The 22405-nt window shown below is 67.4% G+C and carries 18 protein-coding genes and 2 pseudogenes; 7 read left to right on the top strand and 13 right to left on the bottom strand.

All coding sequences use genetic code 11. From position 1 onward, the window contains the following. The first annotated feature begins 1 nt into the window (after position 1). The 3 genes and pseudogenes from ACK4SG_RS06970 to mutT all read left to right on the top strand — a co-directional run. Entirely contained in the window at positions 2–943 is a 942-nt protein-coding gene (locus ACK4SG_RS06970) for a peptidoglycan DD-metalloendopeptidase family protein (protein WP_409601004.1), read from the top strand. A 151-nt stretch (positions 944–1094) separates the two neighbouring features. After that, entirely contained in the window at positions 1095–3812 is a 2718-nt protein-coding gene (gene secA / locus ACK4SG_RS06965) for a preprotein translocase subunit SecA (protein WP_409601003.1), read from the top strand. A gap of 174 nt (positions 3813–3986) precedes the next feature. Next, positions 3987–4394 (top strand): annotated as a pseudogene (gene mutT / locus ACK4SG_RS06960) (8-oxo-dGTP diphosphatase MutT); the annotation flags it as partial. Positions 4395–4508: 114 nt separating this feature from the next. Here the strand turns inward: mutT and coaE are convergent. The 4 genes from coaE to pilB form a co-directional block, all read right to left on the bottom strand. Continuing rightward, positions 4509–5126, bottom strand: coding sequence for a dephospho-CoA kinase (gene coaE, locus ACK4SG_RS06955; RefSeq protein WP_409601002.1), 618 nt, complete (start codon positions 5124–5126; stop codon positions 4509–4511). 123 nt (positions 5127–5249) lie between these two features. Then, a complete protein-coding gene (locus ACK4SG_RS06950; protein ID WP_409601001.1) occupies positions 5250–6113 on the bottom strand; it encodes a prepilin peptidase in 864 nt (287 codons plus the stop codon). A 19-nt stretch (positions 6114–6132) separates the two neighbouring features. Then, entirely contained in the window at positions 6133–7401 is a 1269-nt protein-coding gene (locus ACK4SG_RS06945; RefSeq protein WP_409601000.1) for a type II secretion system F family protein, read from the bottom strand. Between the two features lie 11 nt (positions 7402–7412). Then, positions 7413–9134 carry a type IV-A pilus assembly ATPase PilB gene (pilB, locus tag ACK4SG_RS06940; RefSeq protein ID WP_409601348.1) on the bottom strand — a complete coding sequence of 574 codons (1722 nt, stop codon included), beginning with the start codon at positions 9132–9134 and terminating at the stop codon, positions 7413–7415. A gap of 113 nt (positions 9135–9247) precedes the next feature. Here pilB and ACK4SG_RS06935 point away from each other — a divergent pair, with 113 nt between their 5' ends. Genes ACK4SG_RS06935 through ACK4SG_RS06925 form a run of 3 tightly spaced genes read left to right on the top strand, consistent with a single transcriptional unit; the run spans position 9248 to position 12342 of the window. Then, on the top strand, positions 9248–10105 hold the full coding sequence (locus tag ACK4SG_RS06935; RefSeq protein ID WP_409600999.1) for a glycosyltransferase: 858 nt from the start codon (positions 9248–9250) through the stop codon (positions 10103–10105). Continuing rightward, positions 10098–11288, top strand: coding sequence for a glycosyltransferase family 4 protein (locus tag ACK4SG_RS06930; protein ID WP_409600998.1), 1191 nt, complete (start codon positions 10098–10100; stop codon positions 11286–11288). Before ACK4SG_RS06935 ends, ACK4SG_RS06930 begins: the two co-directional genes overlap by 8 nt. Positions 11289–11292: 4 nt before the next feature. Beyond that, positions 11293–12342 carry a glycosyltransferase family 2 protein gene (locus tag ACK4SG_RS06925; protein ID WP_409600997.1) on the top strand — a complete coding sequence of 350 codons (1050 nt, stop codon included), beginning with the start codon at positions 11293–11295 and terminating at the stop codon, positions 12340–12342. Between the two features lie 9 nt (positions 12343–12351). On the opposite strand, the gene ACK4SG_RS06920 is transcribed toward ACK4SG_RS06925, so the two are convergent. Beyond that, a complete protein-coding gene (locus ACK4SG_RS06920; protein ID WP_409601347.1) occupies positions 12352–12783 on the bottom strand; it encodes a class I SAM-dependent methyltransferase in 432 nt (143 codons plus the stop codon). 5 nt (positions 12784–12788) lie between these two features. On the opposite strand from ACK4SG_RS06920, the gene ACK4SG_RS06915 reads away from it, so the two are divergent. Further along, a complete protein-coding gene (locus ACK4SG_RS06915; protein WP_409600996.1) occupies positions 12789–12980 on the top strand; it encodes a hypothetical protein in 192 nt (63 codons plus the stop codon). A gap of 165 nt (positions 12981–13145) precedes the next feature. On the opposite strand, the gene ACK4SG_RS06910 is transcribed toward ACK4SG_RS06915, so the two are convergent. From ACK4SG_RS06910 to ACK4SG_RS06875, 8 genes and pseudogenes are all read right to left on the bottom strand, one after another. Beyond that, positions 13146–14108, bottom strand: coding sequence for a glycosyltransferase (locus ACK4SG_RS06910; RefSeq protein WP_409600995.1), 963 nt, complete (start codon positions 14106–14108; stop codon positions 13146–13148). Further along, positions 14105–15583, bottom strand: a complete 1479-nt coding sequence (locus tag ACK4SG_RS06905; RefSeq protein WP_409600994.1) for a lipopolysaccharide biosynthesis protein — start codon at positions 15581–15583, stop codon at positions 14105–14107. The genes ACK4SG_RS06910 and ACK4SG_RS06905 overlap by 4 nt, the downstream gene beginning before the upstream one ends. Before the next feature lie 78 nt (positions 15584–15661). Further along, positions 15662–16309 (bottom strand): acetyltransferase, encoded by a 648-nt coding sequence (locus ACK4SG_RS06900; protein WP_409600993.1) that lies wholly within the window; start codon positions 16307–16309, stop codon positions 15662–15664. Positions 16310–16322: 13 nt separating this feature from the next. Then, positions 16323–17507, bottom strand: coding sequence for a DegT/DnrJ/EryC1/StrS family aminotransferase (locus ACK4SG_RS06895; protein ID WP_409600992.1), 1185 nt, complete (start codon positions 17505–17507; stop codon positions 16323–16325). A 26-nt stretch (positions 17508–17533) separates the two neighbouring features. Then, positions 17534–19390 (bottom strand): hypothetical protein, encoded by a 1857-nt coding sequence (locus ACK4SG_RS06890; RefSeq protein WP_409600991.1) that lies wholly within the window; start codon positions 19388–19390, stop codon positions 17534–17536. Positions 19391–19733: 343 nt separating this feature from the next. Beyond that, a pseudogene (locus tag ACK4SG_RS06885) lies at positions 19734–19836 on the bottom strand (prepilin-type N-terminal cleavage/methylation domain-containing protein); the annotation flags it as partial. A 172-nt stretch (positions 19837–20008) separates the two neighbouring features. Continuing rightward, positions 20009–20347 carry a prepilin-type N-terminal cleavage/methylation domain-containing protein gene (locus tag ACK4SG_RS06880; protein WP_409600990.1) on the bottom strand — a complete coding sequence of 113 codons (339 nt, stop codon included), beginning with the start codon at positions 20345–20347 and terminating at the stop codon, positions 20009–20011. Positions 20348–20898: 551 nt separating this feature from the next. Next, entirely contained in the window at positions 20899–22344 is a 1446-nt protein-coding gene (locus ACK4SG_RS06875) for a sigma-54-dependent transcriptional regulator (protein WP_409600989.1), read from the bottom strand. Between the last annotated feature and the right edge of the window lie 61 nt (positions 22345–22405).

Here is a 22405-nt window from a genome sequence, read left to right as displayed (position 1 = left end):
GATGATCGATAACAGCAACGCACACGATACCCCCCAACGCGCCGTCGCGCAGGCCGACCGCCTGCGCGGCTGGGCGATGCGCCGGCCGTGGGCGGCGCTGGCGCTGCTGCTGGGCGCCGGCATGCTGTGTGGTGCCGCGGTGCGCAGCGTGATCGGCATGGCCCAGCTGGAAGCCCTGCAGGCAGCCGATGCCCAGCGCCAGGCCGAACTGGAGAAGGTGCGCCGCGACGCCCAGCGTGACATCAATGCGCTGGCCGCGCGCCTGGCCGAGCTGCAGGCCCAGGCCAACCGCCTGAACGCCCTCGGCAGCCGCCTGACCCGGGCCGGCCAGCTGGAAGATGGCGAATTCGACTTCGACGCACCTGTCGGGCAGGGCGGCGGCGGGGTGACCCGCGACATGCCCGCCGCCGAGCTGCGGGCGCACCTGGTCGCGCTGGAAGGCGACTACCGCCGCGCCGGCATCCAGCTGGCCATATTGGAAAGCCTGCTGTTCAACCGCGCCCTTGACCGCAGCCTGCTGCCCTCGCGCGCACCCGTTGCCGACAGCTTCGTCACCTCCGGTTTCGGCGGTCGCGCCGACCCGTTCGGCGGCGGCAGCCAGTTCCACAAGGGCATCGATTTCCAGGCCCGGACAGGTGATCCGGTGCTGGCGGTGGCCGACGGCGTGGTCAGCTTCGCCGGCGTGCGCAGCGGCTATGGCAACACCGTGGAAATCGACCACGGCAATGGCTATGTGACCCGCTATGCCCACAACGCGCGCCTGGAGCGCCAGGTCGGGGATCTGGTGCGGGCAGGGCAGGAAATCGCCAGGGCCGGCTCCAGCGGCCGCTCCACTGGCGCGCACGTGCACTTCGAGTTGTGGCAGGACGGGGTGGTGGTCAATCCCCGCAAGTTCCTGGGCCACAACAACGCCCTGGCCCGGCACGGGCCGTCCCGCGGCTGACAACGCCGGGGGGGCTTGCGGACGCCGCGGGCCGCCTCCAGCTAAACTACCCGATTCCCGAACGGGCGCCCGCGCCCGCATCCGGTCGTTTCGACGCCTCTTCCCGATGCCGCGCCGCCGGCGCGCATCCCGCCAGGGACCGCACAACCCCATGCTCAACAGTTTGCTCACCCGCGTTTTCGGCAGCCGTAACGAACGTCTGCTCAAGCAATACGGCGCCATCGTCAAGAAGATCAACGCGCTGGAGCCGCAGATGCAGGCGCTCTCCGACGAGGCGCTGAAGGCCAAGACCGCCGAGTTCAAAGAGCGCATCGCCAAGGGCGAGTCGCTGGACAAGCTGCTGCCCGAGGCTTTCGCGGTTTGCCGCGAGGCGTCCGTGCGCGTGTTCGGCATGCGCCATTTCGATGTCCAGCTGATCGGCGGCATGGTCCTGCACGACGGCAAGATCGCGGAAATGCGCACGGGCGAGGGCAAGACCCTCACCGCCACCTGCGCGGTGTACCTGAACGCGCTGGAAGGCAAGGGCGTGCACGTGGTCACCGTGAACGACTACCTGGCCCGCCGCGACGCCGCCCAGATGGGCAAGCTGTACAACTGGCTGGGCTTGACCGTGGGCGTGGTCTATCCGGGCATGCCGCATTCCGACAAGGCCGAGGCCTACGCGTGCGACATCACCTACGGCACCAACAATGAATTCGGCTTCGACTACCTGCGCGACAACATGGCGCTGTCCAAGGAGGACCGCTTCCAGCGCGGCCTGCACTTCGCCATCGTCGACGAGGTGGACTCGATCCTGATCGACGAGGCGCGCACGCCGCTGATCATCTCCGGCCCGGCCGATGAATCGCCGGAGCTCTACCTGCGGGTCAACGAGGTGGTGCCGTCGCTCAAGCGCCAGGAGACGGAAGAGAGCGAAGGCGACTACTGGGTCGACGAGAAGCAGAAGCAGGTGCACATGTCCGAAGCCGGGCAGGAGCACGCCGAACAGCTGTTGCGCCAGGCCGGCATCCTGGGGCCGGACGAGAGCCTGTACGCCGCACAGAACATCCACATCGTCCACCACCTCAATGCGGCCATGCGGGCCCATGCCATCTACCAGCGCGACGTGGACTACATCGTGCGCGATGGCGAGGTGATCATCGTCGACGAGTTCACCGGCCGTACCCTGCCTGGCCGACGCTGGTCCGACGGGTTGCACCAGGCGGTGGAGGCCAAGGAGGGCGTGCCGGTGCAGCGCGAGAACCAGACGCTGGCGTCGGTGACCTTCCAGAACCTGTTCCGCATGTACAAGAAGCTGTCCGGCATGACCGGTACGGCCGACACCGAGGCCTACGAGTTCCAGAACATCTACGGCCTGGAAGTGGTGGTGATCCCCACCCATCGCCCGATGATCCGCAAGGACTATCCGGACCTGGTGTTCCTCAACCGTGCCGGCAAGTACCGCGCGGTGGCGAACGAAATCAAGGAATGCGTGGCCAAGGGCCAGCCGGTGCTGGTTGGCACCACGTCCATCGAAGTGTCCGAACTGCTCAGCGAGAAGCTGCGCGAGGCCGGCATCCCGCACGAGGTCCTCAACGCCAAGCAGCACGAGCGCGAGGCGCACATCGTGGCCAATGCCGGCGCCCCGGGCGCGGTGACCATCGCCACCAACATGGCGGGCCGCGGCACCGACATCGTGCTGGGTGGATCGCTGGAGGCCGCCCTGGCCGAGTTGGGCGAGGATGCCCCGCAGGCCGAGAAGGAGCGCGTCAAGGCGGAATGGCAGCAGCGCCACGACGCGGTCAAGGCCGCCGGCGGCCTGCACATCATCGGCACCGAACGGCACGAGTCGCGCCGCATCGACAACCAGCTGCGCGGGCGCTCCGGCCGCCAGGGCGATCCGGGTTCGTCCCGCTTCTACCTGTCGCTGGAAGACAACCTGATGCGCATCTTCGCCGCCGACTGGGTGCAGAAGGTGATGGCGCGGATGGGCCTGAAGGAAGACGACATCATCGAGTCGGCGCTGGTGACCAAGCAGATCGCCAACGCCCAGCGCAAGGTCGAGGCGCACAACTTCGACATCCGCAAGAACCTGCTGGACTTCGACGACGTCAACAACGACCAGCGCAAGGTGATCTACGCCCAGCGCAACGAGCTGCTGGAGGCGGACAGCATCAAGGAGAACATCGAAGGCATCCGCCATGACGTGGTGGCGGACCTGGTGGAGCGTTTCGTGCCGCCGGATTCGATCGACGAGCAATGGGACCTGCCTGGCCTGGAAGCCGCGCTGGCCTCCGAGATGGGCCTGCAGATGGACCTGGTGCGTCTGCACCGGGACGAGGCCGAGCTGGATGCGGCGCAGATCCAGGCCCGTGTGCACGAGGCGGTGGATGCGCTGTTCGCGGCGAAGGAGGCCCAGGTTGGCGCGGAGACCATGCGCATGCTGGAAAAGCACGTGATGCTGAACGTGCTGGACCAGAACTGGAAGGAGCACTTGGCCCGCATGGACTACCTGCGCCAGGGCATCCACCTGCGCGGTTACGCCCAGAAGCAGCCCAAGCAGGAATACAAGAAGGAAGCCTTTGCGCTGTTCTCCGAGCTGCTGGAGAAGGTGAAGCAGGAAGTGGTCTCGCTGCTGGCCCGCGTGCGCATCCGCAGCGAGGAGGAAGTGGCGGCCGCCGAAGCGCAGGAGCGTGCACGTGCCGAGGCGGTGGCGCGGCAGATGCAGTTCCAGCACCCTGGCGCCGGCGGCCTGGGCGCCGACGAGGAGGCCGCGCAGGTGCAGGCCGCCCGGGCCCAGCAGCAGGCGTTTGCCAATATCGGCCGCAACGACACCTGTCCGTGCGGCAGCGGCAAGAAGTTCAAGCACTGCCACGGGCAGCTGGCGTAATCCCACAAGAACGCCGGCCCGCCGGGCCGGCGTTCTTGTGGGGCTCGAAGTTCCGGCATGGGCCGCGTGCACGCCCTGGGCGCGGCACGATCCGGCCAGGCAAAGCCCGCGCTGAGCCTCAGATCCGCCGCGCATTCCCGTCTGCGGGCGCATGGGCGGCCGGATGCGCTTACGATGCTCCAGCATGCAATCGCTGCCGTTGATCCCATGAAAGAAATCCACGTCGTCGCCGGCGTGCTGCGTGATGCACGCGGCCGGATCCTGCTGGCGCGCCGCACCGAGGGGCGCGAGCTGGCCGGGTTGTGGGAATTCCCGGGGGGTAAAGTCGAACCGGGCGAGTCGCCCGAAGACGCGTTGGTGCGGGAGCTTCGCGAGGAGCTGGGCATCGCGGCGACGGTCGGTGCGCCCGTGGCCTGTGTGCCGGTGGAAACCCCCGGCCGGCGCCTGGTGCTGGATGTCCGCGATGTCGCGTTCAGCGGCCAGCCGCGCGGGCTGGAGGGGCAGGCGCTGGCGTGGGTGCCGCTGCGCAAACTGGCCGAGTACCCCATGCCGCCTGCCGACGTGCCGGTGGTCGAGGCATTGTTGCGGCGCGGTTAGGCTCCCGCCGGCAAGCGCGAGTGGCGCGCGCAGTCCGGCATGCCTTTGACGCCGTATGCCAGCCGCGGGCAGGTCCCGTCATACCGCGTGGCTTTGCCCCTATGCGGCAGCCGCGGCCAGCGCCCGGTACAGCCGGTCCAATGCGGCCACCTGCGGGTCCAGCGCCGCCAGCGCGCCGTCGTTGACAAGCACGTCGTCGGCGATGGCCAGGCGCTGCGCGCGCGTGGCCTGTGCGGCGATCATCGCCCGCGCCAGCGCGTCGTCGATCCCGTCGCGGCGCAGCAGCCGGGCCCGCTGCGCCTCCACGGGGACATCCACCACCAGAATGCGCGACAGCCACGGATAGGCGGTGCGGCCACCGCCCTCGGCCAGCAGCGGGATCGAGGCCACGGCGTAGTGGCCCTGCGCGGCGCGGCAGGCCGCGGCCATGGCACTGCGAACGCGCGGGTGGACGATGGCCTCCAGCCGCTGACGCGCCCCCGGATCGGCGAACACGCGCCGACGCATCGCCGCCCGGTCCAACTGGCCGTCGGCGCCCAGCACGTCATGGCCAAAGGTGGCCACCACCTCGGCCAGCCCGTCGCTGCCCGGCGCCAGCGCCTCGCGCGCGGCGGCATCGGCATCGGCCACGGCCACACCCCGTCGGCGGAAGCAGGCTTCGACCGTACTTTTGCCGGAGGCCACGCCGCCGGTCAGGCCGATGATGTAATCGCTCATGGCCGCATTATGGGGTTATCGCCGCCAGTGACGTTCGGTCGCCACGACCGGGGGCGGCAGATGGGCCAGAGGGTGTTTCCGCCAGATATTTGCAAGCGAACGTCGAGCCGAGCCGGGGGCCGCTTACGCCAGCCCGGACAGGCGCAGGTAGGCGTGGACCAGGTCCTGGCCCCACATGAAGCTGATCCAGCCGGCGACGGCCAGATACGGGCCGAACGGGATCGGGGTTGCCTTGTCCCGCCCCTTCGCGGCCAGCCAGATCGAGCCGACGATGGCGCCGACCAGCGAGGACAGCAGAATGGTCGGCAAGATCCCGGCCAGCCCGGTCCAGGCCCCGATGGCCGCCAACAGCTTGAAATCGCCGTGGCCCATGCCTTCCTTGCCGGTGAGCTGCTTGAACACCCAGTACACCGACCACAGGCTCAGATAGCCCGCCATGGCCCCCAGAATGGCGGCTTTCTGGCCGACGTAGAGGTTTTCCACCGCCGCCGTCATGCCCAGCCACAGCAGCGGCAAGGTCAACTGGTCGGGCAGCAGGCGGGTGCGCAGATCGATGCCGGACAGGACGATCAGGAAGGAGGTCAGCAGCATGGCGCCAAAGGCCTGCCAGCCGAAGCCGAAACGCAGCGCGCAGGCCAGAAACAGCACGCCGGTCAACAACTCCACCAGCGGATACTGGATGGAGATCGGGGCCTTGCAGCCCCGGCACTTGCCGCCCTGCAGCACCCAGCTCAGCACCGGGATGTTCTCGTACCAGGCCAGCGGTTTCTTGCACTTCGGGCAATGCGAACCTTCCACCACGATCCCGGGTGGCGGCGGATCGTACAGGTCGGGCTCTTCCAGGATCTCGCGGGCGTCACGCCGCCACTGCCACTCCATCCGCGCCGGCAGGCGCAGGATCACGACGTTGAGGAAGCTGCCCACCAGCAGGCCAAGGCCGGCCGCGGCGGGATAGCCGAGGCCGGGGTGTGCGTCGAGGAATGCCATCGGGTGCGCAGATCCGGCCTTACATCACTGTCATGGCGATCTTGAAGATCGGCAGATACATGGCAACCACGATCGAACCCACCATGCCGCCGATGATCACCATCACCATCGGCTCGATCAGGCTGCTGATCGCATCCACCGTATTGCTGACTTCTTCCTCGTAGAACTCGGCCACCTTCAGCAGCATGGTGTCCAGCGCGCCGGCTTCCTCGCCGATCGCGGTCATCTGCACCACCATGTGCGGAAACAGGTTGACCTGCTTCATGGCGACGTTGACGGGATAGCCTACCGCCACATCGTCCTTCATCTTCATCACGGCCTGTTCGTACACCATGCTGCCGGTGGCACCGGCCACGCTGTCCAGTGCCTCCACCAGCGGCACGCCCGCGCGGAAGGTAACCGCCAGGGTGCGGGCGAAGCGGGCGATGGCGGACTGGTGCAGCACGTTTCCGATGATCGGAATCTTCAGCATCATCAGGTCCACGGCGCGCTGCAGCTTCACCGAGCGTTTGTAGGAATAGAGGAAGAAACCAACGCCGGCCGCAATAACGATGCCGATCAGCCAGAACCACTTCACCACGATGTCGGAAATGCCGAACACCAGAGTGGTGAACGCGGGCAAGTCGGCGCCGAAGTCGGCAAAGGTTTCCTTGAAAATCGGTACCACGTAGACCATCAGCACGGCGCTCACCAGGATCGCTACCGCGATCACCGCCGCCGGATAGAACAGGGCCTTCTTGATCTTGCCCTTGATGGTCTCGATGTTTTCCTTGTAGTCGGCGATGGTCTCCAGCACCGTCTCCAGCACGCCCGAAGCCTCGCCGGCGCGGACCAGGTTGCGGTAAAGCTCGTCGAACTGCACCGGAAACTGGCTCATCGCCTCGTAGATGGAAGCACCGCCCTCGATGTCGGTGCGCAGGCTGTTGACCATTTTCTTCATCGCCGGGTTCTTGTTGCCGCCGCCGATGATCTCCAGCGCCTGCACGATCGGCACGCCGGACTTCATCATGGTGGCAATCTGCCGGCTGAACACCGCGATGTCGCGCGCCGAGATCTTCTTGTTGGCGCCGCCGAACAGGGGCTTCGGCTTGGGCTTCACCATCGTCGGATTGATGCCCTGCTTGCGCAGTTCGGCGCGCAGCAGGTTGGCGGTACGGGCCAGCTGTTCGCCCTTCATCACCTTGCCGCGCTGGTCGCGGCCTTGCCAGACGAACTCTTCCAGCGGGTTCAACCGGCGGGTCTCAGCCTTTTCTCGGGCTTTGGTGATAGCAGCTCTGCGTGCGGACATGGCGCTCCCCTTCAGTCCTTGGTGACGCGGTTGATCTCGACCAGGCTGGTGACCCCCTGTTTCACCTTGTCCAGCGCGGAACGCCGCAGATCGCGGACGCCGCTGCGCAGGGCCGCCTCGGTCAGCTGCTGGACATTACCACCTGCCAGCACGATCTGCTGGATTTCCTCGGTCATCGGCATCACCTGGTAGATACCGGCGCGGCCCTTGTAGCCGCCTGTGCAGTCCTCGCAGCCCACCGCCTCGTACACGGTGATGCCGGCATGGATCTCGTCGGCCGTGAAGCCTTCCGCCAGCAGGGCGTGCTCGGGCAGATGCACGGCGCGCTTGCAGTCGTGCAGGCGGCGGACCAGGCGCTGGGCGATGACCAGGTTGACCGAGCTGGTGATGTTGTAGGGCGCGATGCCCATGTTCATCAGGCGCGCGATGGTCTGCGGCGCGTCGTTGGTGTGCAGGGTGGACAGCACCATGTGGCCGGTCTGCGCCGCCTTCACCGCGATCTCCGCGGTTTCCAGGTCGCGGATTTCGCCCACCATGATCACGTCCGGGTCCTGGCGCAGGAAGCTGCGCAGGGCGGCGGCAAACGTCATGCCGCGCTTGGCGTTCTGCTGCACCTGGTTGACGCCGGGCAGGCGGATTTCCACCGGGTCTTCCACCGTACTGATGTTGCGGGTCTCGTCGTTGAGGATGCCCAGCGCGGTGTACAGGCTCACCGTCTTGCCCGAGCCGGTGGGGCCGGTGACCAGCACCATGCCGTAGGGTTTGTGGATGTTGTCCAGGAACAGCTTCTGCTGGTCCGGCTCGTAACCCAGCTTGTCGATGCCCATCTTGGCCGCGCTGCCGTCCAGGATACGCAGCACGATCTTCTCGCCGAACAGGGTGGGCAGGGTGCTCACGCGGAAATCGACCTGCTTGCTCTTGCTGAGGTTCAGCTTGATGCGGCCGTCCTGCGGGACGCGCTTTTCGGCGATGTCCAGCTGCGCCATCACCTTCAGGCGTGCCGCGATGCGCGCGTGCAGCTTCACTGGCGCCGTCTTGACGGTTTTCAGGATGCCGTCGATGCGGTAGCGCACCCGGTAGTCGGTTTCGTAGGGCTCGAAGTGGATGTCGGAGGCGCCGCGACGGATGGCATCCACCAGCGCCTTGTTGACGAATTTGACGATCGGGGTGTCGTCACCCTTCGCGTCGAGGCCGGCATCGCTGGACAGATCCTCGTCCCCGCCGACCTCCAGACCGTCCAGGCCGTCGGCATCGGCCAGATCGTCGGCCAGCGAGTCGGCGGCTTCCAGCCACAGGTCCAGACTGCGCTTGATCTGGTCGGCATCCACCAGAATGGGCTCCACCGCCAGGTTGGTGTGGAACTTGAGCTCCTCCAGCGCCCGGTTGTTGGTGGGGTCGGAGGTGCCGACGAACAGGCGGCTGCCGCGCTTGAACAGCGGCAGCACGTTGTGCTTGCGCAGCAGTTCCTCCTTCACCAGCGAGACGGCGGACTGCGCCGGGTCGATGGCCAGTGCATCCACCAGCGGCATGCCGAACTCGATGGCGTTGGCGGCGGCCAACGCACTGGCGGACACCAGCCGACGGTCGGCCAGGTAGCTGGCCAGCGGCATCCTCTCCGCCGTGGCGGCCTCCATGGCCCTGCGCGCGGCAGCCTCGTCCAGGGCCCCGTCCAGCACCAGGCGGCGGGCGATCCCGGTGATTCCCATCAGGTTGGCGGGTGCGGCGGTACTCATCGGCAGGTGGTCTCCCATGGACGGTGCGACTTTAGCGTAAACGCGGGTGGGGGCGTATCTCGGCCTGTGCCGCCGGGCCGGTTACCATGGGCGCAGCCACCGGAGGGGACCGCGTGCCGACCATCAGCATCATCCTGCCTGCAAAGAACGAAGCGGAGGGCCTGCGGCGCACGCTGCCGGCCTTGCGCGCCCGGTTTCCCGATGCGGAACTCCTGGTCGTGGACGACGGCTCCACCGATGACACCGCGGCCGTTGCCGCCGGCGCCGGCGCCCGGGTGCTGTCCTCGCCCTATTCCATGGGAAACGGTGCCGCCATCAAGCGCGGGGCGCGCGCCGCCAGCGGCGAAGTGCTGGTCTTCATGGATGCCGATGGCCAGCATGCCGCAGAGCACGTGCCTGCGCTGCTGGCCCGGTTGGATGATGGCTACGACATGGTGGTGGGTGCGCGCAGCCGAGAGGGCCAGGCCAACCTGCAGCGCGGGCTGGCCAACGCCTTCTACAACCGCCTGGCCAGTTGGATGACCGGACACCACATCGCCGACCTCACCTCCGGCTTCCGCGCCGTGCGCGCTGACAAGTTCAAAGAATTCCTGCATCTGCTGCCCAACGGCTTCAGCTACCCCACCACTTGCACCATGGCGTTCTTCCGCAGCGCCTATCCGGTGGCTTATGTGCCGATCCCGGTGGCCAAGCGGGTGGGCAACGGCAGCCACATCCGTCCATTCAAGGATGGAATCCGCTTTTTGCTGATCATCTTCAAGATCGCCAGCCTGTATTCGCCGCTCAAGCTGTTCGCGCCCACGGCGGCGGCGTTCTTCCTGGCTGGCATGGGGTGGTATGCCTGGACGTTCCACGAGAGCGCCCGCTTCACCAACATGAGCATGCTGCTGATCAGCGCCGCGGTGATCGTTTTCTTGATCGGGCTGGTGTCCGAACAGATCACCAACCTGACGTATCGGCGCGATGGCTGAGCGGGTGCGCCCGTATCGCATCCTGCATGTCACCCGCAATTTGCCGCCGCTTGTGGGTGGCATGGAGCGCTTGAACTGGCACATTGCGGACGGGCTGTCGCGCCGCGCGCATGTGCAGGTGGTGGGCCCGGTCGGCTCCGGTGCCGGCAAGCCGGCCGATGTCGACGTGCAGGAAGTGCCGCTGCGTCCCTTGTGGCGGTTCCTCCTGGGATCCGCCTGGCAGGCGTGCCGCCTGGCTCGCCGGCACCGGCCGGCGCTGGTGCTGGCCGGCAGCGGCTTGACCGCGCCAGCCGCCTGGCTGGCTGCCCGCGCGTGCGGTGCGCGGGCGGCGGTCTATGTGCATGGGCTGGACGTCGCCGTGCGGCATCCGGTCTACCGCATGCTCTGGCATCCAGTGCTGCGGCGGATGGATGTCGTGGTCGCCAACAGCCGCCCGACGGCTGCCCTCGTCCGGGACATTGGCGTCGATGCCGGCGCCGTGCAGGTCGTGTCGCCCGGAGTGGCGTTGCCTGCCACGGCGCAAACCCCGGCTGCACTGCGCGCCTTCCGCGAGCGACATGGGCTGGGCGACGCGCCCCTGCTGCTCTCCGTTGGGCGATTGACCAGGCGGAAAGGACTGCGCGAATTCGTCCGCGAGGCATTGCCTGCCATCATCCGCGAGATGCCCGATACGTTGCTGGTGGTGGTCGGCGACGTCGCCAGGGATTCGTTGCTGCCCGGGATGCAGACCCGCGACAGCATCCAGGCGGAAGCAGAGGCCGCTGGCATTGGCGGGCATCTCCGGTTTCTCGGCGGCGTGGATGATGCGGAGCTGGCCTGTGCCTACGAGGCCGCCAGCGTCCATGTCTTTCCCGTGATCGAGCTGCCGGGCGATCCCGAAGGGTTCGGCATGGTGGCGATCGAAGCGGCGGCGCACGGATTGCCCACGGTGGCGTTCGCCGTAGGCGGCGTTGTCGATGCTGTCCAAGACGGCGTCTCCGGACGGCTGGTCGCGAATGCCGACTATCCCGCCCTGTCTTCGGCGGTCGTGGCCTTGCTGCAGCCGCCCACGTCCCGGCTCCGTGAGTCCGCGCGAGCGTTTGCGGAAGGGTTTGCATGGCCGCGGTTCGAGGACCGGCTGTGGGCGGCGCTCCTGCCGGATACCCGCCGGCCGGTGCCCGGTCTTCCCGCGACGCAGGACTGATGCCATGGGCGGCCTGCAGTACTTCCCCGCCGCGTCACGGCCCGAACGGCCCGTGGTCTCCGTCTGCATCGCCAATTACAACGGCGTGGGCGTGCTGGAGGATTGCCTTGCATCGGTGCTGTCGCAGGACATCGACGTGCCGATCGAGATCATCGTCCACGACGATGCCTCCAGCGATGGCTCCGTGGACTGGATTCAGAGCCGCTACCCGGGCGTCGAACTGCTGGCCTCCGAAAGCAACGTGGGCTTCTGCATCGCCAACAACCGCATGGTGGCGCATGCGCGCGGTGAGTTCGTGCTGCTGCTGAATAACGATGCCGCCCTGTTCCGCGATGCCATCTCCGTCCTGCTGGCCGATGCAGGCGGCTTGTCGACGGCGGGCGTTCTGTCATTGCCGCAGTTCGATTGGGAGACCGGCGATCTGGTGGATCGGGGCTGCCTGCTGGACCCCTTCTACAACCCCGTGCCGAACCTCGACCCCGGTCGCGCCGACGTGGCCATGGTCATCGGTGCGTGCTTGTTCCTGCCGCGTGCGCGCTGGCAGGTGCTGGGCGGCTTTCCGGAGACGTTCGGGTCGCTGGCGGAAGACGTGTTCCTGTGCTGCGCCGCACGGCTGCACGGCATGCCGGTCCGCGTGGCGTCGCGCAGCGGCTACCTGCATCGCCAAGGGGCCAGTTTCGGGGGCAACCGTGTCGATGGCGGCAAGCTGCGGTCCACCTACCGGCGGCGCGCATTGAGCGAGCGCAACAAGACCGCGGCGCTGTGCATCTGCACGCCGGGAATCGTGGCGTTGCCGCTGCTGTTGCTGCATGTCGCGCTGCTGCTGGGTGAGGGCCTGGTCCTGGCGCTGTTGAAGCGGGACCTGCGGGCGTGGCGGGAGATCTACGCCAACGCCGTGCTCCAGACGGTCCGGCAACGTGGCTTCCTGCGGGCGGAACGCCAGCGCGTGCAGCGCGGGCGGGCCATCACGTTGCGGGACTATTTCCGGCCTTTCGTGCTGCTGCCCCGCAAGCTGGTGATGCTGGTCCGGCACGGCGTGCCCAGCCTGCGCTGAGCGGTGGGGTCAGTCCGCCTTGCCGAACAGGAAGAACGGTTCGGCAGGGTTCACCCCTTGGCGCACCGCATCGCACCCGGGCAGCAGGATCTCGTGGGTCTGCACCCTAGGGACAAGCCCCGAGGCCGCGAAGCGCTCAACAATGTCCCGCCCGAACAGGCGGACGTGGTCCTCCTGGCCGTACGCCTGCAACCGTGCCTCCGGCGTGTCCACGCCCGCGTCCTCCCACGTGGCATGCAGCTTCGCGCTGTAAGGGGTTTGCAGGATTGCGTGGCCGCCGGGTTTGAGGACGCGGTGGATCTCGGCCAGGGCCACGTCGGGGGCATCGACGTGCTCCAGCACGTGGTTGGCCAGCAACAGGTCGACGCTGTCGTCGGCGAACGGCATGCGCTGGATATCCACGCGCTGGATGTCGGGGGAGTCGTGGGGTAGAGATCGCAGCGCACGTGGATGTCGGGCTGCCGGTCGGCGATTACGCGCGCCAGTCGCTTCTCCGGCGCGAAGTGGACCACCGTGGCGCCTGTCAACGCATCGAGCAGGCCGCTGGCCTGCATGTACAGCAGCAGGTGGCGTTCGCGGTCATGGGCACCGCAGCGCGGACATTCGAAGTGGTCCACGTCGCTGCCAACGATCGATAGCGCCCGCATCAGCGGAGGCAGTCCGCGCGATCCCTTCCGATAGGGCATGAAGCGCCACACCGCCTGCCGGCAGGCAACACAATGCCGCCGCCCGCCGGGGATCCAGCCGGCCAGCCCGTATGCGATCAGTTTTCCCGGATGCAGTGCCATCGGGCGTGTGTTCTCTCAATGTGGGTAGAGGACCGCCGGCACCCGGCGGCCCACGACGCGGCCCATCGCACGGCCAAGGCGGGCCAGCGCAAGTCGTGCAAGGGTGCGTGCCAGGTTGCCGGCCAGCAACAGGCTGGTTCGCAGCGCCCCGTACGGAGAGTCTGCATAGACCACGCCTGCCCAGCGGCGCAGCAACGGCCAGTCCCGGGTGCGTGCGGCGCGCAGGCAAACTCGACGCAGGAAATCGGTGATGCCGCGGGCGTAATCCGCGTCAGTGACCAGCGATCGCGGCACGCTCTGGATCGCTTGCCAGTACAGTGCGCGGACGCGTTCGTTGGCGCTCAGCACCAGCGATCCGTGCGTGCTCACGCGATACCCCGCCAGCGGCTCGCCGATGTGGCCCAGCCAGCCATGGCGGGCCAGCCACAGGTGGATCTGGTAATCGATCTGCTCGCCTGCGTGCCAGCCCGTGCCGTGGCAGGCCCGGTACAGCACCGAACTGTTGTTCAACGCGTTGCCCCGGCGCAGCAGGGTGGCCAGGTCAAGCCGGACGTCACCCAAATCGTTGAATACACCAAGCGGCTGCCCATACTCGTCCACCGTCAGGGCGTTGGTGTACACGGCACTGCAGTCAGGGTGGCGCTGCAGGTAGGCCAGTTGGCGTGCCAGCTTGCCGGGCAGCCAGTAGTCGTCCCCGTCGACCCGTGCGATGAACTCGCCCTCGGCGCGCATCAGCAGGTCCCGCAGGTTCGGGAAGGGCCCCAGGTTCTGTTCGCGCCGCAAGTGCAGCAGGCGCGGGCCGTATTCCGCCACCAGCATCTGGATGATATCGCTGGTGCCGTCGGTCGAGCCGTCGTCGCCCACCAGTACCCGCACCTCCGCGTCCACGACCTGGTCCAGGATGCTGCGCAGACAGTGTTCGATGTAGTCGCGCTGGTTGTAGGTCACCACGCAGACGCAGATGGTCGGCCCGGTCATGCGCGCAGGCCTCCGTTGGTGGGCGCCAAGCCGGCCCGCAGAGTGCGCAGGAACTCCAGCAGGTCCTGCCACGCTTGCAGGCGCAACATCACGGCGCCCAGTGCGTAGGTAGTGATCGCCGCAGCGACGGCCAGACCCAGCGCCCACGGTGCGTGCCCGGCCAGCGCCAGTACCCCCCAAGCCGAGGCGCTGGCCGCCAGCGTCAGCAGCAGGATGGGGCGCAGGTCCCGCAGCTGCACGCGCAGCCCGCAGTCCAGCAGGCGGTGCGCATGGCGGGTGTTGATCCAGACGCAGGCCAGGCTGGCCGCCAGTGCGGCCCAAGCCACCGGCTGCGCGCCGAACGGGCTGGCAACGGCCACCAGCGGGATGGTCACCGCCGCCTTTGCCACTTCCAGTTTCAGGATCAGGTCCGATCGGCCCAGCGCACCCAGCGCCGCCAGGTTCAACACGTGCAGCGGCCAGAACAGGGCGGCCAGCGCCAGCACGGACAGCAGTGGGGCCGCCTCGCCCCACTGCGGGCCGTACAGCAGCCGGACCAGCGGTGCGGACACCACGGCCAGCCCCGCCATGCACGGCGCGAACACGAACATCGACAGGCGCAGTGACAGGCGCAGTGCCCCGGCCAGCTTGGCTGGCTGGTCCGCCACGCTGGCGAACATCGGCAATCCCACCCGGTTCAGTAGGGCGCTGGCCAGCTGCGCCGGCGCCTGCTGGGTGTCCTGCGCCATGGCGTACACGCCCAGCGTGCGCGCATCGAACAGCCGGCCCAGCAGCAGCGACTGCAGGCGCAGGGCACCCACCGACAGGGCATTGGCCAGTAGCAGGTAGCCGCCGAAGCGGAACAGGCCTGCAAACGCGGCGCGGTCGTAGCGGCCACGCGGCCGCCACCCCGACAGCCACCACAGCAGCGCCGCGCGCAGCGCCGCCCCCACCAGTGCCTGCCAAGCCAGGCTCCACACGCCGTGGCCGCGCCAGGCCAGCCACAGGGCCACGGCCCCGGACCCCACCGAGGCCAGCAGTTCCGCGCCCGCGCGCCGGCGGAAATCCAGTTGCTGGGTCAGCAGGGCATTCGGCACGGTGGCCAACGCGCCCAGCGGCAGCAGCCACACCAGCGCCTGCAACAGAGGTGACAGCGCGGGCTGCGCGTAGAACCGCGCAATCCCCGGCGCCAGCGCCCACAGGGCCAACGCCAGCGCGCACCCCGCGCCCAGGTTCACTAGGAAAACGCTGGTCTCGTCGTTGTCGGTGCTGGCCTGCTTCTGCACCAGCGCGGTGCCCAAGCCGCCCTCCACCAGCAGCGCCGCGAAGGTGGTGAAGACCAGCAGCATCGCCATCAGGCCGAAATCGGCGGGCGTGAGCAGGCGGGCCAGCGCCATCGTGACCGCGAACTGCACGCCATAGCGGGTGCCGATCTCGAGAGCGCTCCACCAGACGGCGTGCGTGGCGCGGCGGCTGAGGTCGGTCGACGTGGTCATCTCAGCCGCGTGCGTGCGTGTCGCATCGTGCGACGTCAAAGCTAACGTGACGACCGGGCTGCATCTGGCGGCGTGTCGTCATCGCTTACGTTCGGCCGGAACGCCGGCCACCATGGCGCCGGCAGGCACATCCCGCGTCACGCAGGCTCCCGCCGCAATCACTGCGCCATCGCCGATCACCAAGGGTTTGTCGGCATTGCCGTTGATGAGGCAGGCGTTGGTGCCGATGAATACTTCGCGTCCGATGTGCACGTTTCCAGAAATGTTTACGCCTGGGGAAATAGTCGAATAATTGCCAATCTCAACATCGTGTCCAATAGTGCATGCAAGATTTATATGGACGTGGTGTCCGATTTTTATGTCGCAAGTAATAACGCTGTTCGCGCAGATGATGGTTCCTGCGCCGATATCCACGTGCTGCGAGGTCAAGACGTTAGGGTGAATTAGGGTTATTGGTTTATGGCCTGCAAAAGCCATTTTTTCTGCGATGGTGCGGCGAGAATGTGGATTTCCGACTGCGACAACAAAGTATGTGTCTCGGGTAAAATTCGTCTGACTTAGATGTTTTAACTCAATCCCGTGGATGGGTGGGCCCATGTGTTGCGCATGGTCGACAACAAACGCGATGTCCACTCCCCCTACGTAGATTTGTTGCGCGAGCCAAGCGACCTCTCGGCCGAATCCTCCAGCGCCAAAAATATAAAGCTTCTTGGGTGCGGCCTTCATAAGGGTGTTGGCATTACTTTGTTAGGTATTCCGCGAGTGTCTTGATGGTGCTGGCGATGGTAGAAATTACAGTCTCATTTGCAGCAAAGCCATTGGGCAGGACGACCACCTCGCTTGCGACCCGTTCGGTTTGAGGCAGAACCAGCCCGGCATGCGGGAACAGATCCCGATACGGCTGCATGCCGTGGCAGCCGGGCCAGAAGTATTTGCGGGCCAGCACGTTTTCGGCGTGCAGCGCGGCGACGATGGCGTCGCGGCTGGCCGGGCAGTCCGGGCCGATCTCCGCCACGATGTAGTGGTGGCTGTTGCGCTCGGCGGGGTCGTAGTCCAGCAGGCGCACGCCGGGGATGCCGGCTAGCGCCGCTTTGTAGGCGGCATGGTTGCGCGTGTTGGCCTTGACGATGGCGTCGAACCCGTCCAGGTTGGCCAGCCCCATCGCGGCGCACACTTCGATCATCTTGCCGTTGGTGCCGGGGTGCACGACGTTGTCGTAGCCCTTGAAGCCGAAGTTGCGCATCAGCCGCAGGGCGTCCGCCAGCGTGTCGTCGTTGGTGGTGACGGCGCCGCCTTCCATGGTGTTGAAGGCCTTGGTTGCGTGGAAGCTGAAGACCTCGCAGGCGCCGAAGCGGCCGATGCTCTGACCGCGGTAGCTGCTGCCGAAGGCGTGTGCGGCATCGAACATCAGCTTCAGGCCATGCTCGTCGGCGATCGCCTGTAGCGCGTCGATGGGCGCGGCGCGCCCCCACACATGCACGCCGATGATGCCGGTGGTGCGCGGCGTGATCATGCGGCGCACGGCGGCTGGATCCAGGTTGTGGGTCGCCGGGTCGATGTCGGCGAACACCGGGGTGATGCCCTGCCAGTACAGGGCGTGGGCAGTGGCGACGAAAGTCCACGACGGGACGATCACTTCGCCTTGCAGGCCCAGTGCGCGGATGGCGATTTCCAGCGCGATGGTGCCGTTGCACATGGCCACGCAGTGCTTGACGCCCAGATACCGGGCGATGCGCTCTTCAAATTCCTGCACCACTGGGCCGTTGTTGGTCAGCCACTGGTTGTCCAGGATGCTACCGACCCGCGCCAGGAAGGCGTCGCGGTTGCATAGGTTGGGGCGCCCAACGTGCAGCGGCGCCTCGAAGGCAGGGGGCGCGCCGTGGATGGCGAGGTCGGCGGGGGTGCGGATCTGCTTGGTGGCCACAGGGGCGGCTGCTCTTGGGTGCGGGGTTATCGGGGGCGTCCGCCGGCGGTGTCGGCGCTGCGCAGCTGCTGGGATAGTTGGTCGGCCCATGCCGAACGGCCTTCCTTGCGGAGGTCGTCGATCAGGCTGGCGGCGAACGCCGGGTCCCGGGTTTCCAGGACCGCTTGTGCAAAGTAGGGGTAGGCCCGGTCCGGGGTGCCGGTGTGACCCAGGATGAAGTAGCCCATGGCTGCGGCCTCGATGGGCTTGAACCGCGCGCGCTGGTTGATGATGCCGATGGCCTCCAGCATCTTCTCGCCGTTCACTGGCATGCCGTCGCGCGCGCGGTTGAGGATCACCCAGACCGAGGAGGCGTTGTCCGGGGTCATCGTCACCTTGCGCAGCCGCGCCAAGTAGCGGTCCCAGTCCGCCTCTGGCACGGGGCCGCGCAGGGCCTTGAACGCGATGATGTTGGTCAGGCTCTTGATGGAGTCCTGCCCGACCTCGGCGGCTTTGTCGCAGGCGGCGATGGCCTTGTCCAGGTTGGGGTTGTCCGCCCGTGCGCCGCCGCCGAGTTCGAACTGCACCACGCACAGCGAGTTCCACGCCCGGGCGGAGGCGGGTGCCAGCTGGGTGCTGGTGGTGGCCAGCGCCAACTCGCTGTTCCACGAGCGGGCCCGCACCATCGTGGTCCCCGCCAGTGCCGCCAGTGCCAGCACGCAGGTGATGAGAGCGGACGACTTGCCGAACCGGAGGCGGCTGGCGGCCAACATCAGCAGGTCACCCACCGCCAGCAGGATGCCGATCATCGGGAAATGGTTGCGGTGCTCGAACGCCAGTTCCAGCCCGATCACATTGCTGGTGACGAAGTGGCCCGCGAAGAACAGCAGCACGCCCAGGGCGAACAGCGGCCGACGGCGGCGCAGGACCCAAGCGGTAGCCAACAGGGTCGCCAGTACCAGCAGGGAGGCCAGAGTCGTCCATGGCGACAGGAGGCCCCGGGAGGGTGCCAGCCAGTCGTAGTAGAACGGCAGGTGCGAGGGCAGTGGCAGCAGGATCTGGCCCAGATACATGCACAGTACGCGTCCCTGCGACAGCAGCCGTTCGAGGCTGGAGAAGTCACGGGTCGGGTAATGGTCCCACGACCAGAAGAAGGGCACGACGACCAGCAGATACAGCGCCAGGCCCAGGAGTCCGGCGGCCAGGTAGCCGCGGCGCAACGCGCGTGCCAGTGCGGGGTCTTGGGCATCGAACCGGAGGATCGTCAGCTCCAAGGCCAGCGTATATGCTGGCAGCGCGATGGCGTCCTCCTTGCAGCTGAAGGCGACGGCCCACAGCATGCCGGCCACCAGCCAGCCAGCGCGCCCGGGCTGTCCCTGGCGCTGGGCCATGCGTGCGCGCAGGTAGCTCCACAGGGCCAGTAGCAGGAACAGTGTCGACAGGGTCTGCATGCGCTGTACGACGTACAGCACCGACGAGACCTGCAGCGGATGCACGGCCCACGCGGTGGCCAGGGCCAGGGCCATCCAGTGCGCCCGCCGTTCCGGCACGCTGGCGGCGGCGAACAGTGTGCGCAGGAAGAAAGCGAGCACCACCGCGGTCAGCATGTGGATGCCGATGTTCGTGGCCTTGAAGGTCGCGGGGTCCATCCCCCCGGCCCGGAAGTAGTCCAAGGCAAACGTCAGCATCGGCAGGACGCGGGTGGCGCTGCCGGGCTGGGCGCTGAACATCGCATCCATCACGGCGCCGGGTTGGAGCGAGCGCAACTGCAGTCCCGGGTTCTGGACGATGTTGTAGGCGTCGTCGAAGACGAAGCCGCCGGGCAGTCCCGGCATGAAGACCAGTCCGGCAAGCGCGGCGAGCAGGAGAGTCAGGATCAGGAAGCCGCGCGTGGATGGCGTCATGTATAGGCAGAGGGGGTGGCGACGAATGGCCCGAGTATCGTCGATCCTCCCCACCTCTGCATGTCCCGTGAATCTGTTGCCTGCCGCTTGCGGGGGAAGCCAGCGGCTCTGCGGTTGTGTCAGAGCGAGCAGTTGGCGGTGTGCATGTCGCAGGTCGTCATGGCAACGCCTGGGGTCTTGGGTGTGCCGGTGATTGGCGTGACGAAGTTGGTTGCGGTGTCCGCGCTTTGGCAGGCCTTCCGGGGTGGGGCTGCGATTGGCGAGCTGGTGTAGATAGCGGCCAGCGCGAACTGCGCGTAGTTCTTCATCTCCGCGAGACAGGCGTTCTCGGCGGACTTGATCCGGTAGCTGTTGTAGGCCGGGAGCGCGATGGCGGCGAGGATGGCGATGATCGCGACCACGATCATCAGTTCGATCATCGTGAAGCCGCGGCTGGTGCGGTGCATTGTCTGGATCCCCGAGGAAATGGCGTGGCGACGCTTGTATCGGAGAATTGCCAGCAAGAGTCATGCCAGCAGCGGGCGCAGAGGCAGCGAAGGTGGTGCGGAGGAGGAAAAGAAAGAGGCCCCTCGGAGAGGGGCCTCTTGGTGCCACGCTGGCGAATGCCGTGGGTCTGGATCAGACTGACGGGGTCATCGTGCAGGTGGCGGTCGAGTTGTTGCACACGGTGGGGCTGGTGCCCGGCGACTTCGGGGTGAAGCTGGTGGTGCCGGTGATCGAGCTGATGGGCGTAGTGGGCGCGGTGCACGCCTTGGCGGTCGGGGCAGCAACGGTCATGCTGGACATCAGCGCCGAGACGGCCGAGTTCATGTAGGCCTTGGCTTCGGCCTGGCAAGCGCCTTCGGCCGAACGGATGCGGTAGTTGTTGTACGCCGGCAGCGCGATGGCGGCCAGGATGGCGATGATCGCAACCACGATCATCAGTTCGATCAGGGTGAAGCCTTGCTGCTTGTTCATGGTGTTCCCCTAGGGTTTGGGTTGGGTGGTTCACGTGCTGCGTTGCCCGCCGGTACCGGTCCCGACACGGGCGCGGTGACACGTGCGGGAGTTATAACGCAGGAATCGTGCCAAACGCGGCCATTTGGGCGGGGAGCGCGGTTTTGCGATGTTCGTCACAGTCTGGCGCGGGAGCGAGGCGCGGAAGGATTGACGATTAGCGTCAATAAGTGACGATTTGTGTCAGGCTGCGTCGGTTGCGGCCCTTCGTCACGCGGAAGCGGGCCGGCGGTGGCGCAGGCGGCCTCCGGCATGCCTGGCCAGCGCACTGCGTTGGACGCCTGTGGCGGCGCCCGGTTGGGAAGGTCTGAACAATGCCATCCTGGTGCTGCTGGCCCGCGCCGCGCCCGGTACATCTCCGTCCGGCGCGGCTCACGCGACCCCATTGCTTGCGAGATCGATGGGTGGCCTGCCGTCCTTGGCCTGAGGAGTCTCCTGCTTGTTCGGAGATTCCTCCGGCGCCCGCCCGCCAGCGGGGCGCTGGGAAGCCTGGCGGCCGGGCGGGTGCAGGGTCAATCGATGCCCAGTTTCTTGAGCTTGTAGCGCAGGGCGCGGAAGGTGATGCCCAGCTGTGCGGCGGCCTTGGTCTTGTTGTAGCGGTTGTCCTGCAGCGCCTGCTCGATGGCCTTGCGCTCGATCTCCTCGATGAAGCTGGGCAGGGCGCTGGTGGCGGATTCGCGGGGGTCCACCAGGGTGGGGTCCAGGCTGGCCGCGGCGGCAGTGGCCTGCGCGGGCAGCGGTGGTGCCGGGCGGTTTTCCGGCAGGCGCAGGTCGCTGGCGCGGATGCCGTCGTCGTCGGCCAGGGCGAAGGCGCGCTCCAGGATGTTCTCCAGTTCGCGCACGTTGCCGGGGAAGGTGTAATGCGCCAGCGCTTCCATGGCGTCGGCGTGCAGCACCGGGCGCAGCCGGCCCTGGGCGGAGGCCAGCCGGCTGAGGATGGCGTCCACCAGCACCGGCAGGTCCTCGCGGCGGTCGCGCAGCGGCGGCACGCGCAGCTCGATCACGTTGATGCGGTAGTACAGGTCGTGGCGGAACTTGCCCTCCTCCACCAGCGCCGCCAGGTTCTTGTGGGTGGCCGAGAGGATGCGCACGTCCACCGGCACCTCGGCGTTGGCGCCCACCGGCCGCACCGACTTCTCCTGGATGGCGCGCAGCAGTTTGACCTGCATCGACATCGGCAGCTCGGCGATCTCATCCAGGAACAGGGTGCCGCCCTCGGCGGCCTGGAACAGGCCGGTCTTGTCGGCGTGGGCACCGGTGAAGCTGCCCTTCTTGTGGCCGAAGAACTCGCTTTCCATCAGCTCGGCCGGGATGGCGCCGCAGTTGACCGGGACGAACGGGCCGCCGGCGCGGGCGCCCTCGTCATGGATGGTGCGGGCCACCAGCTCCTTGCCGACCCCGGACTCGCCGGCGATGTACACCGGCGCCTGGCTGCGGGCCACCTTGCCCAGCGTGGCGCGCAGGTCCGCCATGACCGACGACTGCCCCAGCAGGCGGGCGGCCACGGCATTGGGGGCGGGGCCGGTGGCCCTGCCGGGGCCATCGCCGGGCCGGTGCGGGGGTGCCAGCTTGAGGGCGTGCTGCACCAGTCCGCGCAGCACCGCCAGGTCCACCGGCTTGCTGACGAAGTCGAAGGCGCCGGCCTTCAGTGCCTCTACCGCGGCTTCCTGGTTGCCGAACGCGGTGATCATGGCCACCGGGGTCTGGGCGTAGAGCTGGGAGATTTCCTGCACCAGCTCGATGCCGGAACCGTCGGCCAGCCGCATGTCGGTGAGGCACAGGGCGTACTGGTTGCGTTTGAGCAGGGCGCGGGCGTCCTGCAGCGAGGACGCGGTGTCGCACTTCAATCCCATCCGGCCCAGGGTCAGCACCAGCAGTTCGCGGATGTCGCGCTCGTCATCGACGACCAGGGCGCAAGCGGGGGCGTGGGCAGCGGGGCTTCGGGCAAGGGCGCTCATGATGCGGATCACGATAACCGGTTGCCGCGCAGCGTCCAAGTGCGACGCGCCGCGGCAGTGG

The sequence above is a fragment of the Thermomonas sp. genome (genome assembly GCF_046293095.1).
Taxonomy (GTDB): domain Bacteria; phylum Pseudomonadota; class Gammaproteobacteria; order Xanthomonadales; family Xanthomonadaceae; genus Thermomonas.
The sequence above is the reverse complement of the archived record's forward strand: the minus strand, read 5'-3'. Positions and strand labels throughout refer to the sequence as shown.